Here is a 14259-nt window from a genome sequence, read left to right as displayed (position 1 = left end):
TGGTCGTTAACGATAACGCGTGCATTCTGAATAAACGCGTTGCCCGAACGTTTTTCGCGAGCAAGCTCGTTCCTACAGGGGGGATTCAGGGCTGGTCAAATTGATGGCTAATAGCTATAACTCAAGCAGGGCCTGTGGGTTTTCCCGGCACTTGGTATGTTGAGTTTGCCTTTATGTCGTTGCACGCCGTGCGCCCCAAGATCCTTGGTTTTATCAGTGAAGATGCTTCCGCCTGGCTCGTCGCGCTGCTGGTATTGCTGGTTGGCGGGTTTCTAACGGCGCTGCTGGCCTGGTCGACACTGAATCTGTTTCACCATCAATTGCGGCAACGTTTCCAACTGCTGGCCAGTGAGCGTTACAGCCGTATCGAAGAACGTTTCGAAGATCAGGAGCAGCGCCTCGACGGCCTGCGCCGGTTTTTTGCCAATTCCGACGCGGTCGACCGCGAGGAATTCAACGGTTACACCCAACCTTTGCTGCACCGAACCCAGGCGTATTCATTTGCGTTGCGGGTCAGCGGTGCCGAGCGCGCGGAATTCGAGCAGCGGGTGCGTGCGCAGGGATTGGCGGATTTCAGCATTCGTGAACTCAATGCCGACGGCCAACTGCAACTGGCAGCCGAACGCGATGAATACGTGGTGGTCCTTTATAGCCAGACCCAAAGCAAGCTCGGCTCCCCCCTGGGTTATGACTTGCTGGCCCAGCCTCTGCGCCGCGCCACCCTTGACCGGGCCGACCAGCACGGCCTGATGGCGGTGTCGCAGCCGATGCACCTGGTCAGTGTCGAGCCGGCGTATGCGCGCGGCGTGTTGCTGGTCGCGCCGGTCATGATCCGCGACCAGGCGTCGACAAAACCCTACGGCTATGTGATGGCCGTGATCAGCATGCGCCAGTTGCTCGCCGACGGCTTACCGGAAGCCGCCCGCGATTATCTCTCGGTGCGCATCCTCGACTTATCCACAGACGATCAGCACGAAGTGCTGTACGAATCGCCCAACGGGCCGGCCGTCAGTGATTTGTCGGCGACCCGGCTGCTGCGGCTTGCCGACCATGATTATCAAGTCGACATCCAGCCCAGCGAAGCTTTTCTGCAAGCTAACCATTCTTCGGTCAGCAGCCTGGTGGTATTGGGCAGTTTGCTCAGTCTGTTGCTCAGTGCGCTGCTCTACGTGTTGGTCAGCCAGCGTCAACGCGCGTTGAAAATGGTCGAGCAGCGGACCCAGGAGTTGCGCGCTCGCGAACAGGAATTGCGCGGCACTCACGGTCAGTTGCGTGGCGTCCTCAACGCTGCCACCCAAGTGGCGATCATCGCCACCGACCTGCGCGGCGTCATCAGCACCTTCAATGCCGGGGCAGAGCAGATGCTCGGCTACTCCAGCACGGAAGTGGTCGGTCACATGACTCTGGAAAACCTGCACCTGCCCCGGGAGCTGGCGATGCGCTCGGCGGAATTGAGTGCGCGCTACGGCAAGCCGATTCCGACCTGCCAGGCGATGCTGGTCGAGGGCGGCGAGGACGGCGGCCACGAGTCGCGTGAATGGACGCTGGTCCGTGGCGATGGCAGCCACCTGACGGTAAACATGCTGGCGACCCCAGTGCTCGATGAGCAAGGTTTATGGGTCGGGCACCTGGCGATCTGCATCGACGTCACCGAACGCAAGCGCGTTTACGAGGCGCTGGCGGCACGGGACCTGTTGTTGAAGAAACTCAGCGCCCATGTGCCCGGCGGGATTTACCAGTTCAAGATGGAATTCGACGGACGCTTCAGCGTGATCTATGCCAGCGACGGTATCCGCGAGATCTATGAGCTCGAACCGGATGTATTGCTGCTCAACGCCGAAGCGATCTTCACCCGGATTCATCCCCAGGACACCACGCGGGTACGCGCTTCGATCCGTGCCTCGGCGGACTCCATAAGCCCGTGGCGCGAGGAGTACCGCGTGCTCTTGCCGGTGCGTGGCACGCGCTGGGTGCGTGGCGAAGCAACGCCGGAAGAGCTGCCCGGTGGCGGCGTGCTCTGGCACGGCTACATCTCGGACATCTCCGACCTCAAGCGCGTGGAAGAAGAGCTGCGGGCGCTGTCGATCACCGATTCGCTGACCGGAATCCACAACCGGCGTTACTTCCAGGAGCGCCTGACCACTGAAATGGCCCGGGTCGAGCGCGGTGGCGGCGAGTTGTCGGTAATCATGCTCGACATCGACCACTTCAAGCGCATCAACGACCAGCACGGTCACGCGGTGGGCGATAGGGTGCTGCAGGCGGTGTGCGAGCGTATCGGCCATCGATTGCGTCGCACCGATGTGTTCTGTCGCCTCGGCGGCGAGGAATTCATGGTGCTGTGCCCGGACATCGACGGCGAAAAGGCCCATGGGCTGGCGCTGGAGCTGTGGCAAGGCTTGCGCAGTTCACCGATCGACGGCGTCGGCATCGTCACGGCGAGTTTCGGCATTGCCAGTTGGCGCGTGGGCGAGGGCGCGGATGCGCTGCTGCTGCGGGCGGATTCGGGGGTTTACATGGCGAAGCAGGGCGGGCGGGATCGGGTTGAAGGCGAGATGAATTAACCCCGGTTTACACAAAACCTGTGGGAGCGGGCTTGCCCGCGATGGCGGTGTATCAGTCACATTAATGCTGGATGTGCTGCCGTCATCGCGGGCAAGCCCGCTCCCACAGTGTTTCGAGTGTTCTTCAGATCTGCGCTATAGGACCGAAGCCGTCTCCGGCAATTTCGGCTGGCGATACAGGTCCAGCAATACCTGATCCAGTACCGAGGACGCGCCGAACGGGGCCTTGTCGTTGAGGATCGCCACCACCGCCCAGGTATTGCCATTGATGTCGCGGCTGAAGCCGGAGATCGCGCGCACGGTGTTCAGGGTGCCGGTCTTGACGTGGGCTTCGCCGCGCATCGCCGTAGTCTTCAGGCGTTTACGCATGGTGCCATCGGTACCGGCAATCGGCAGCGAACTGATGAATTCGGCGGCGTACGGGCTGTGCCAGGCCGCTTGCAGCATCGCCGCCATTTCCCGTGCACTCACACGCTCGGCGCGAGACAGACCAGAGCCATTCTCCATCACCAAGTGCGGCGCAGTGATGCCCTTCTTCGCCAGCCACTGACGCACCACACGCTGGGCGGCCTTGGCGTCGTCGGCATCGGCATCGGTACGGAATTTCTGACCCAGGCTCAGGAACAGCTGCTGAGCCATGGTGTTGTTACTGTATTTGTTGATGTCGCGGATGATTTCCGCCAGATCCGGCGAGAACGCGCGCGCCAGGACCTTGGCGTCTTTCGGCGTGGCGGCCAGCACATCCTTGCCCTGAATGCTGCCACCCAGTTCTTTCCAGATCGCTCGGACGGCGCCGGCGGTGTAGGTCGCGTGGTCGAGCAGCGACAGGTAAGTCTGCGAGCTGCAGCCATCGCCCAACTGACCGCCGACGGTCACGGTGACGGTGCCATCGGCTTGGGGCACGGGGTTATAACGCACGCCGCCGGTGCATTGCTTGGAGTTGATCGCCTTGACCTGGTTTTCGATGCGGATGCTGGCAATCGGCGGTTCGACCGAGATCAGTACCCGGCCACCGTCGTTGCGCGCGACAAAACGCAGCGCCTTGAGGTTGACCAGCAGCGAGTCGGGTTTGACCAGGAACGGTTTGTTCTCGTCATTGCCGTCATCGTTGAACTCGGGCAGTTGCGGTTGCAGGAAGAAATTGCGGTCCAGCACCAGGTCGCCGGTGACTTGGGTCACGCCGTTGGCGCGCAGGTCGCGCATCAGCAGCCAGAGTTTTTCCATGTTCAGTTTCGGATCGCCGCCACCCTTGAGGTAGAGGTTGCCGTTGAGAATGCCGCCGCTGAGGGTGCCGTCGGTGTAGAACTCGGTTTTCCACTGGTGGTTCGGGCCGAGCATTTCCAGCGAAGCGTAGGTGGTCACCAGTTTCATGGTGGACGCCGGGTTGACCGAAACGTCAGCGTTGAAAATGGTCGGGGTGCCAGGACCGGTAAGCGGAATCATCACCAGCGACAGGGCGTTGTCCTGCAGCTTGCTGGCCTTCAGGGCTTTTTCGACGTTGGGCGACAGCGAGGTATTGAGGGGGTCGGCGGAGACGGGCAGGGCAAGGGGGAGGGCCAAAGGGAAAAGAAGACTGGCCAGCAACAGTGGACGCAAAGATTTGATCATCTGAAATGGAACCCTGCAGTCGAGGGGAAAAAAAGACGAGGGCATGAAGATGGATTCCCTCGGTGGTCATGAAAGTGTCGGCATTATGCCCCAAGGGGTAGCGGCTTGTGCCGTACCCAGGCCGTCTAATCCGCTATTTTTTTACCGACGGTCACTCATCGCACCCAGAGAGTCGGGCAATTGGCGGCTTAAACTGCTAAAGTGCCGCCCGTTATTACTTATGAGGATTGTTCCAATGGCGACTAACCGTTCCCAGCGTCTGCGCAAAAAACTGTGCGTCGATGAATTTCAAGAGCTGGGTTTCGAGCTGAACCTGGATTTCAAAGAAGATTTGGCTGATGAAGCCATTGATGCTTTCCTCGACGCGTTCCTGAAAGAAGCCATGGAAGCCAACGGTCTGGGTTATGTTGGCGGCGACGACTTCGGTCTGGTTTGCCTGCAGAAACGTGGCTCCGTTTCAGAAGAGCAGCGTGTCGCTGTTGAAGCCTGGCTCAAAGGCCGCAGCGAACTGACTGAAGCAACCGTCAGCCCGCTGATCGACGTCTGGTACCCGGAAAAGCCGATCAATCAGGCCTGACCGCAGTTGCAAGCTTCAAGCGTCAAGCTAACCGAGCTTGAAGCTTGAAGCTTGAAGCTTGCAGCTTGCAGCTTATAGCTGCCTCCTCCAATTCAGAACCAGCAGCGTCAACACCCCCGCAACAATCCCCCAGAACGCCGACCCGATGGAAAACAGCGTCAACCCCGACGCCGTGACCATAAAGGTGATCAGCGCCGCCTCACGTTCCTTCACTTCGGTCATGGCAATGCTCAAGCCATTGATGATCGAACCGAACAACGCCAGCGCCGCAATCGACAGCACCAGCTCTTTGGGCAGCGCGGCAAACAGCGCCGCCAGCGTTGCACCGAACACCCCGGCGATCCCGTAGAAAATCCCGCACCAGACTGCTGCGGTATAGCGCTTGTTGCGATCTTCGTGGGCATGTGGCCCGGTGCAGATGGCCGCGCTGATGGCCGCCAGGTTGATCCCGTGGGAACCGAACGGCGCCAACAGCAGCGAGGCGATGCCGGTAGTGGTGATCAGCGGTGAGGCGGGCACGGTGTAGCCGTCAGCGCGCAACACGGCGATGCCCGGCATGTTCTGCGAGGTCATCGCCACCACGAACAGCGGAATGCCGATGCTGATAGTGGCGGCCAGGGAGAAGTGCGGCGTGGTCCAGACCGGCGTCGCCACTTCGAGGTGAAACGCACTGAAGTCCAGCAGTCCCATCAACCCGGACAACGCGGTGCCGATCAGCAGCGCGGCGAGTACCGCATAGCGCGGCGACAGGCGCTTGACCACCAGGTAAGTGAAGAACATCCCCAACACCAGCGCGGTGCGGTGCTGGGCGGCAACGAAAATTTCGCTGCCGATCTTGAACAGAATCCCGGCCAGCAACGCCGCGGCTAGGGACGCTGGAATCTTTTTCACCAAGCGTTCGAAGCTGCCGGTGAGTCCACAAATCGTCACCAGCACCGCGCAGGTGATGTAGGCGCCAATGGCTTCGCCGTAACTCACGCCACCCAGGCTGGTGATCAGCAACGCCGCGCCGGGGGTCGACCAGGCAATGGTGATCGGCGTGCGATAACGCAGGGACAGGCCGATCGAGCACACCGCCATGCCAATGGAAATCGCCCAGATCCAAGACGAGATCTGCCCGCTGCTCAAGCCCGCCGCTTGCCCGGCCTGGAACATCAGCACCAGGGAGCTGGTGTAACCGGTCATCATCGCGATGAAACCGGCAACGATGGCCGAGGGTGATGTATCGGTCAGAGGGCGGAGCAGCGCGTGCGTGGCGTCGTTCATGACGGCGGTGTTCCTTGTTCGTACGAAAATATCCGCTGCAGCGCAGGGGATCGCATTTACGGCGGATTCTGCGGTTAAGCCTAAACTCAAACGTAAGCGATCGTTGCAATACAGCAAAGGCGACAAACAGCCGTACAGTCGTGTTGCCACTGTCCATTGTGTACAATCGCGGTGTTTTTTACGCGATACTTGCCAGCGACCCACTGTGCCGTATTACAGTCACGGTCAATTCGCCGCAGTTCTCCCGACTCGAGTGCCCATGAACGAACAGTTGCAGCCCCTCAAGAAACAACCGCGAGCAGGCAAAGCCGGCCGCAGCGGCACCCAGGACGATATTGTCTACGCGCACATCTTCGAGGCCATCCTCGAACAGCGCCTGGCGCCCGGCACCAAATTGAGCGAAGAAGCGCTGGGGGAAATTTTCGGGGTCAGCCGCACCATCATTCGCCGCGCGCTGTCGCGTCTGGCCCATGAAGGCGTTGTGCTGCTGCGGCCGAATCGCGGTGCTGTGGTGGCCAGCCCGAGTGTGGAAGAAGCGCGTCAGGTGTTTCTTGCCCGCCGTCTGGTGGAGCGCGCAATCACTGAGCTCGCTGTGCAACACGCCACCGCCGAGCAGATCGCCGAATTGCGCCAGATGGTCAACGATGAGCGCGACAGCTTTTCCCGCGGCGATCGCGGCGCCGGTATCCGCCTGTCGGGCGAATTCCACCTGAAACTGGCCGAAGCCGCGAAGAATGCCCCGCTGATCAGCTTCCAGCGCAGCCTGGTGTCCCAGACTTCGTTGATCATTGCCCAGTATGAAAGCGGCAACCGTTCGCACTGTTCTTACGACGAACACACCCAACTGATCGACGCGATCGAAGCGCGCAACGGTGAATTGGCGGTGAATTTGATGATGCACCACATGGATCACATCGACAGCAAACTCAACCTCGATGAGGAAAGCGCGTCGGATGATTTGCATGCGGTGTTCTCGCATTTGTTGCAGACCAAGAAGCCAGGGCGTTCCACCGCCAAGCTTTAAGGCCGATCCCCTGTAGGAGCGAGCCTGCTCGCGATGGACGTTAACAATTACGCGGGGTGTCTGGTGCCCCGCGGCGCTATTGAGTCCATCGCGAGCAGGCTCGCTCCTACAGGGAACAAAAAATCCCCCGGAATCTGATGATTGCGGGGGATTTTTTTATGCCTGCAATTGCTTACCGCTGATGCACCTGATTCCCCGCCGCATATGTCTGCAGCACCGTCCGGTCATCCCCCAGCGTCATTAGCACAAACAACGTCTCGGCAATGTTATTGACCTGCTTCAAGCGATAGCTCAGCAACGGCGTGGCGTTGTAATCCAACACCAGGAAGTCCGCATCGGTGCCCGGCAGCAACGTGCCGATCCTGTCTTCCAACCGCAGCGCACGAGCGCCGCCGAGGGTCGCCAGGTACAGCGATTTGAACGGGCTCAGCCGCGCGCCTTGCAGTTGCATGACCTTGTACGCTTCGTTCAGCGTTTGCAGGAGCGAGAAGCTGGTGCCGCCGCCGATGTCCGTGCCCAAACCGACATTCAGTTTGTGCTTCTCGGCCATCGGCAGGTTGAACAGGCCGCTGCCGAGGAAGAAGTTCGAGGTCGGGCAGAAGGCAATGGCCGAACCGGTCTGCGCCAGTCGCGCACATTCGTCGTCGCACAGGTGCACGCCGTGGGCGAACACCGAGCGCTCGCCCAGCAACTGGTAATGATCGTAAACGTCGAGGTAACCCTTGCGCTCCGGGAACAGCTCCTTGACCCACTCGACTTCCTTGAGGTTTTCGCTGATGTGGGTCTGCATGTACAGGTCCGGATATTCACTCAGCAACTGGCCGGCGAGGGTCAGCTGTTCCGGGGTGCTGGTGGGGGCGAAGCGCGGGGTGACGGCGTAGTGCAAGCGACCCTTGCCGTGCCAGCGCTCGATCAAAGCCTTGCTTTCGACGTAGCTGGATTCGGCGGTGTCGGTCAGGTAATCCGGCGCGTTGCGGTCCATCATCACCTTGCCGGCGATCATCCGCAGGTCCAGCTGCTCGGCGGCCTCGAAAAACGAGTTCACCGATTGCGGGTGCACGCTGCCGAACACCAGCGCGGTGGTGGTGCCGTTGCGCAGCAGTTCCTTGATGAAAATGTCCGCGACTTCGTCTGCGTGGGTCTTGTCGGCGAACTGGCTTTCGCACGGGAAGGTGTAGGTGTTGAGCCAGTCCAGCAGTTGTTCGCCGTAGGCACCGACCATGCCGGTTTGCGGCAAATGGATGTGGGTGTCGATGAAACCGGGAGTGATCAGCGCGTCCTGATAATGAGTGATCTCGACATCCGCCGGCAGCGTCGGCAGCAAATCGCGGGCGTGGCCAACGGCGCTGATCTGGCCGTTATCGACCACCAGCAAGCCGTCTTCGAAATACTCATAGGAGGCTTCGATCCCGACTTCGGCGGGGTCGGCGATGCTGTGCAGGATGGCGGCGCGGTAGGCTTTGCGAGTCAGAGGCATGGTCATTCTCAGTTCATGGCTTGGCTGCGGCGTGAAGCCGGCAGCAGCTTGGCAATCGGTTCGGCGCTGGAGGTTTGCTGGCCGAAATTGGCGTTGTAGGTGGCGATGATTTCGCCAGCGATGGAGATGGCAATTTCCACAGGCAACTTGCCTTTGACTTCGCCAATGCCCATCGGGCAGCGCATGCGTTGCAGCACGCTGCTGTCAAAACCGCGATCGCGCAGGCGGTGTTCGAACTTTACCCGTTTGGTCTTCGACCCGATCAGGCCGAAGTAGGTGAAATCATTGCGCTTGAGGATCGCGGCGGTGAGTTCGAGGTCGAGCTGGTGATTGTGGGTCATGACGATGCAGTAGCTGCCGGCGGGCAGGTTGTCGATTTCATCCACCGGTTCTTCGGCGACGATTTTGCGCACGCCGTGGGGGATCTGTTCCGGGAACTCCGCTTCCCGTGAATCAATCCAGCGCACCCGGCAGGGCAGGCTGGCGAGCAGCGGCACCAGCGCACGACCGACATGGCCGGCGCCGAACACGGCGATCTGCGCCTGGACCTGGCCCATCGGTTCGAACAGCAACACGGTCACGCCGCCGCAGCACTGGCCGAGGCTCGCGCCGAGGCTGAAGCGCTCCAGATGGGTGTCCTGCTTGCCGCTGGCGAGCATCTCGCGGCCGATCTGCATGGCCTTGTATTCCAGGTGCCCGCCACCGATGGTGTCGAAGGTCTGGTTCGCGCTGATGACCATCTTCGAACCGGCGTTGCGCGGCGTCGAGCCGAGCTCTTCGATGATGGTTACCAACACGCAGGGCTCACCCTGGGATTGCAGGTCGGCGAGGGCGTCGATCCAGTTGTACATAATTCACCTCAACATTTCTGTTGTCTGTTCGGGCCTCATCGCGAGCAGGCTCACTCCCACATTTGAAATGCATTCACCTGTAGGAGTGAGCCTGCTCGCGATAGCCGCGCCTCGGTCTTAGAGCGAAGCCAACTCGGTTTCCGCTTCCACGGCCTTCGCCGCCTTCAACTGCCGCATTTGCTCACAGCCCCACAACACCCGCTCCGGTGTCGCCGGCGCATCGATTTTCGGCTGGTGTTTGTAATCGCCCAGGCTCGCCACGGCGTCCTTGATCGCACACCACGAGGCGATGCCGAGCATGAACGGCGGCTCGCCCACGGCCTTGGAGTGGAACACGGTGTCTTCCGGGTTCTTGCGGTTTTCCACCAGCTTGACCCGCAGGTCCAGCGGCATGTCGGCAACCGCCGGGATCTTGTAGCTGGCCGGGCCGTTGGTCATCAGTTTGCCCTTGGCGTTCCAGACCAGTTCTTCCATGGTCAACCAACCCATGCCCTGGATAAAGCCACCCTCGACCTGACCGATGTCGATCGCCGGGTTCAGCGAAGCGCCAACGTCGTGGAGAATGTCGGTGCGCAGCATTTTGTATTCGCCGGTCAGCGTGTCGATGATCACCTCGCAGCACGCCGCGCCAAACGCGAAGTAGTAGAACGGCCGGCCACGAGCCTGACTGCGGTCGTAGAAGATTTTCGGGGTCTTGTAGAACCCGGTGCTCGACAGCGACACCTGAGCGAAATACGCCTGCTGAATCAGCGCCTCGAAGGTCAGAATGTGATCACGCACGCGGACGTGACCGTTGTGAAACTCCACGTCTTCTTCGCTGACCTTGTAGTGCCGCGCGGCAAATTCGACCAGGCGCTGCTTGATGATTTCAGCCGCGTTTTGTGCGGCTTTGCCGTTCAAATCGGCGCCACTGGAAGCAGCCGTCGGCGAGGTGTTCGGCACCTTGTCGGTGTTGGTCGCGGTGATCTGCACACGGTCCATTTCCACCTGGAACACTTCGGCCACGACCTGCGCGACTTTGGTGTTCAAGCCCTGGCCCATTTCGGTGCCGCCATGGTTCAGGTGGATGCTGCCGTCGGTGTAGACGTGGACCAGCGCACCGGCCTGATTGAGGAAGCTGGCGGTGAAGGAAATACCGAATTTTACCGGGGTCAGCGCCAGGCCTTTTTTCAGGATCGGGCTGTTGGCGTTGTAGCGCCGGATCGCTTCGCGGCGCTCGGCGTACTGGCTGCTTTCTTCCAGTTCAGCGGTCATTTCCTCGAGCATGTTGTGCTCGACCGTCTGGTAGTAATGCGTGACGTTGCGCTCGGTCTTGCCGTAGTAGTTGGCCTTGCGCACGGCCAGCGGGTCGAGGGCCAGATGACGGGCAATCGCGTCCATCACTTCTTCGATCGCGACCATCCCTTGCGGGCCGCCGAACCCCCGGTACGCGGTGTTCGACGCAGTGTTGGTCTTGCAGCGATGACCGTTGATGGTCGCGTCGCCCAGGTAATACGAGTTATCGGCGTGGAACATGGCGCGGTCGACAATCGAGTTCGATAAATCCGGAGAGCAGCCGCAGTTACCCGCCAGTTCCAGCTGGATGCCGTGCAGGCGCCCGCTGTCGTCAAAGCCGACGTCGTACTCGACGTAGAACGGGTGACGCTTGCCGGTCATCAGCATGTCTTCAACACGCGGCAGGCGCATTTTGGTCGGCTGGCCGGTCAGGCGCGCAATCACTGCGCACAGGCAGGCCGGGCTCGCCGCTTGCGTTTCCTTGCCACCAAAACCTCCTCCCATGCGGCGCATGTCGACGACGATCTTGTTCATCGACACGTCGAGCACTTCAGCCACCAGTTTCTGCACTTCGGTGGGGTTCTGCGTGGAGCAGTAGACGATCATCCCGCCGTCTTCAGTCGGCATTACCGACGAGATCTGCGTTTCGAGGTAGAAGTGCTCCTGGCCGCCAATGTGCAGCGTGCCCTGGATACGATTTTTCGCTGTCGCCAATGCGCCCACCGAATCACCACGTTCATGGGTGTGGCTGTCCAGCACGAAATGCTTTTTGCGAAAGGCCTCGACCACGTCCAGCACCGGTTCGAGGTCTTCATATTCGATGATTGCAGCCATCGCCGCTTTGCGTGCGGTTTCCAGATCTTTTGCGGCGACGGCGAGCACCGGTTGCCCGACGAATTGCACGTCATCAATCGCCAGCAACGGATCGCCCGGCAACAGTGGCCCGATGTCTTTCAGGCCCGGCACGTCTTCGTGGGTGATGGCGATGCGTACGCCTTCAAAGGCGTAGCAGGGCTTGGTGTCGATGCTGATGATTTTTGCGTGGGCACGGTCCGACAGGCGTGCATAAACGTGCAGCTGATTGGGAAATTCCAGCCGGTCGTCGATGTACTGCGCTTCACCGGCGACATGCTTGGCGGCGCTGTCGTGCTTGACGCTGCGGCCGACACCGGTGGTCAGGTCCTTGGCGAACAGTTCAGCCAGTTCGGCCTGGGTCTTCTCTACGGCGTGATGGTTAGACATAAGCGGTCACCCGAGTTTCGATGTGCGGCGTTTGCAGTTCGATGAAGTATTTGCGCAGCAGGTTCTGCGCGCTGAGCAGGCGATATTCCTTGCTGGCGCGGAAGTCCGAGAGCGGCGTGAAATCTTCGGCCAGTGCGGCGCAGGCGCGTTCAAAAGTGGCGTTGTTGAAGGGTGAGCCGAGCAGTACGGTTTCGCAGTGATTCGCACGTTTCGGAATCGCTGCCATGCCTCCAAACGCCACGCGGGCATCGGCGATAACGCCGTTGTCGATACGCAGGTTGAACGCCGCGCACACGGCAGAGATGTCATCGTCCAGACGCTTGGAAACTTTGTAGGCGCGGAACGTTTGCTCGACGCTGGCACGCGGCACGATGATCTTCTCGATGAACTCGCTTTCCTGGCGAGCGGTGACGCGGTAATCGATGAAGTAATCTTCGATGGCCAGGGTGCGGCGGGTCTCGCCTTTGCAGAGGACAATCTGCGCGCCCAAGGCGATCAGCAGCGGCGGCGAATCACCAATCGGCGAGGCGTTGCCGATGTTGCCGCCGAGGGTGCCCTGGTTGCGGATCTGCAAGGACGCGAAGCGTTGCAACAGTTCGCCGAAGTCCGGGTACTCGGTCTTCAAGGCGTCGTAGCAATCGGAGAGGGCGGTGGCAGCGCCGATTTCCAGGCGATCGTCAAAACGCTCGATGCGCTTCATCTCAGCGACGTTGCCAACGTAAATCATCACCGGCAGCGTTCGGTGGAACTGGGTGACCTCCAGCGCCAGATCGGTACCGCCGGCCAGCAGCCGGGCCTGTGGATAAGCGTCGTAAAGGTCCGCCAGATCGGCCACGGTCAACGGCACCAGGCAGCGCTTGTCGCCACTGTTGAGTTCGCCGATGTCGGTGGGGGCAATCGATTTCAGGCGGGCGATGGTCTCGGCTTCGCGAGCGTCGAACTGGTCCGGTTGTTTGCCGCAGCAGGATTGCTCCGCGGCTTCCAGGATCGGCCGATAGCCGGTGCAACGGCACAGGTTGCCGGCGAGGGCTTCGTGGGCTTTGCGATGATCGGGCTGGTCACTGTTTTTTTGCAGGGCAAACAGCGACATCACAAAACCGGGGGTACAGAAGCCGCATTGTGAACCGTGGCACTCGACCATGGCTTTCTGCACGCTGTGCAATTCGCCTTGGTGCTTGAGGTCTTCGACGCTGATCAGTTGTTTGCCGTGCAGCGACGAAACGAACGTCAGGCACGAGTTGATGCTGCGATAGCGGATGTGTTCGCGGCCCGCGTCATCCGTTTGCAGCTCGCCGACCACCACGGTACACGCGCCGCAGTCACCGCTGGCGCAGCCTTCTTTGGTGCCGGGCTTGCCGACATGGTCGCGCAGGTAATTGAGCACGGTCAGGTTCGGGTCCAGGGCGTGCTCGCTACGGAGTTCCTGGTTTAGTAAAAACTGGATCACGGAAGGCCTCGCAGACTCATTATTGTTGTTAACCGACATGGACCGAATTTATCAGGTCTGACTTTCGGGTCAATGATTTTCTGACTTAAAGGTCAGGAAACGCCATTTTGTCGATCAACGACGTGTTCCTTCATTATTGACCCTTGCGCGATAGCCTGCTTTTTGCGGGATTCGTGCCAAAAACGGCTGAGGGGGCACTCCGCCATGACCCTTCATCTGCGCTACACTGCGCCGCTTGTGCAGATCGAAGAGTTTGAAGGGACAACCATGACGTTCAAGGCGCCGGACAGCCTCGCCGAGCAAATTGCTCACCACCTCGCCGAACGCATCATTCGTGGCGAAATGAAGCCCGGGGAGCGCATCCAGGAACAGAAGGTCACGCTGGCCCTCAATGTCAGCCGCGGCTCGGTCCGCGAAGCCTTGCTGATCCTTGAGCGGCGTCACCTGATCGCGATCCTGCCGCGACGCGGCGCCCACGTCACCGAGCTCACTGCCCACAAGGTGCAGAGCCTGTGCACGCTGATGAGCGAGCTGTACATCCTGCTCGGCAATGCTGTCGCCAGCGGCTGGCAGGTCCAGGCCGACATGGCGCCGTTCGTGCAGATCCAGCAACGCCTGGCCGACAGCTACGAGCGGCAGGACATCCGCACCTTCGTCGACGACAGCTTCAATGTGATGCGCGCTGCGTACCCGTTCGCCAATAACCCGTACTTGCAGGAAACCGTCGAGAACCTGCAGCCGGCCATGAGCCGCGCGTATTTTCTGGCCCTCGACCAGCGCAAGGCGTCGATGAGCGAATTCCTTGAACTGTTCGAACGCTTGCTCGCGGCGGTGCTGGCCCGTGACTTCCCGCAGATCCGCGAAGTGCTGACGGCGTACGCCCAGCGCAGTTGCGATCTGGTGGTTTCCGCCCTGACGGACGCTTAAG

Annotated in this window: 10 protein-coding genes; 4 read left to right on the top strand and 6 right to left on the bottom strand. The window is 60.5% G+C overall.

Translation table 11 applies throughout. The features are described from left to right. Positions 1-173: 173 nt before the first annotated feature. Positions 174-2564 carry a sensor domain-containing diguanylate cyclase gene (locus tag ACYZT4_RS12170; RefSeq protein ID WP_461988063.1) on the top strand — a complete coding sequence of 797 codons (2391 nt, stop codon included), beginning with the start codon at positions 174-176 and terminating at the stop codon, positions 2562-2564. A 135-nt stretch (positions 2565-2699) separates the two neighbouring features. Here the strand turns inward: ACYZT4_RS12170 and dacB are convergent, their stop codons facing one another. Continuing rightward, the gene (gene dacB, locus ACYZT4_RS12165) at positions 2700-4172 is read right to left on the bottom strand and encodes a D-alanyl-D-alanine carboxypeptidase/D-alanyl-D-alanine endopeptidase (protein ID WP_461988061.1); all 1473 of its coding nucleotides are present in this window, start codon (positions 4170-4172) and stop codon (positions 2700-2702) included. 235 nt (positions 4173-4407) lie between these two features. Here dacB and ACYZT4_RS12160 point away from each other — a divergent pair, with 235 nt between their 5' ends. Continuing rightward, entirely contained in the window at positions 4408-4749 is a 342-nt protein-coding gene (locus ACYZT4_RS12160) for a YggL family protein (RefSeq protein WP_461988060.1), read from the top strand. Positions 4750-4821: 72 nt separating this feature from the next. Here the strand turns inward: ACYZT4_RS12160 and ACYZT4_RS12155 are convergent, their stop codons facing one another. Further along, positions 4822-6015 carry a benzoate/H(+) symporter BenE family transporter gene (locus ACYZT4_RS12155; RefSeq protein WP_461988058.1) on the bottom strand — a complete coding sequence of 398 codons (1194 nt, stop codon included), beginning with the start codon at positions 6013-6015 and terminating at the stop codon, positions 4822-4824. A 259-nt stretch (positions 6016-6274) separates the two neighbouring features. Between ACYZT4_RS12155 and ACYZT4_RS12150 the strand changes: the two genes are divergently transcribed. Next, positions 6275-7039 (top strand): GntR family transcriptional regulator, encoded by a 765-nt coding sequence (locus ACYZT4_RS12150; RefSeq protein WP_253438985.1) that lies wholly within the window; start codon positions 6275-6277, stop codon positions 7037-7039. A gap of 172 nt (positions 7040-7211) precedes the next feature. Here ACYZT4_RS12150 and guaD read toward each other — a convergent pair whose 3' ends face one another. The 4 genes from guaD to xdhA form a co-directional block, all read right to left on the bottom strand. Further along, complete coding sequence (guaD, locus tag ACYZT4_RS12145) at positions 7212-8516, bottom strand: guanine deaminase (RefSeq protein WP_461988056.1); 1305 nt, start codon at positions 8514-8516, stop codon at positions 7212-7214. 8 nt (positions 8517-8524) lie between these two features. Continuing rightward, positions 8525-9367 (bottom strand): xanthine dehydrogenase accessory protein XdhC, encoded by an 843-nt coding sequence (gene xdhC / locus ACYZT4_RS12140; RefSeq protein ID WP_461988054.1) that lies wholly within the window; start codon positions 9365-9367, stop codon positions 8525-8527. A 117-nt stretch (positions 9368-9484) separates the two neighbouring features. Further along, entirely contained in the window at positions 9485-11884 is a 2400-nt protein-coding gene (gene xdhB, locus ACYZT4_RS12135; RefSeq protein ID WP_461988052.1) for a xanthine dehydrogenase molybdopterin binding subunit, read from the bottom strand. Next, positions 11877-13331: a xanthine dehydrogenase small subunit gene (gene xdhA / locus ACYZT4_RS12130; protein ID WP_461988051.1), complete on the bottom strand. Its 1455-nt coding sequence runs from the start codon at positions 13329-13331 to the stop codon at positions 11877-11879. Before xdhA ends, xdhB begins: the two co-directional genes overlap by 8 nt. A 267-nt stretch (positions 13332-13598) precedes the next feature. Here xdhA and ACYZT4_RS12125 point away from each other — a divergent pair, with 267 nt between their 5' ends. Then, positions 13599-14258 carry a GntR family transcriptional regulator gene (locus ACYZT4_RS12125; RefSeq protein ID WP_461988661.1) on the top strand — a complete coding sequence of 220 codons (660 nt, stop codon included), beginning with the start codon at positions 13599-13601 and terminating at the stop codon, positions 14256-14258. Position 14259 lies beyond the last annotated feature (1 nt).

It is taken from the genome of Pseudomonas sp. GB2N2, from assembly GCF_054897705.1.
The sequence above is the reverse complement of the archived record's forward strand: the minus strand, read 5'-3'. Positions and strand labels throughout refer to the sequence as shown.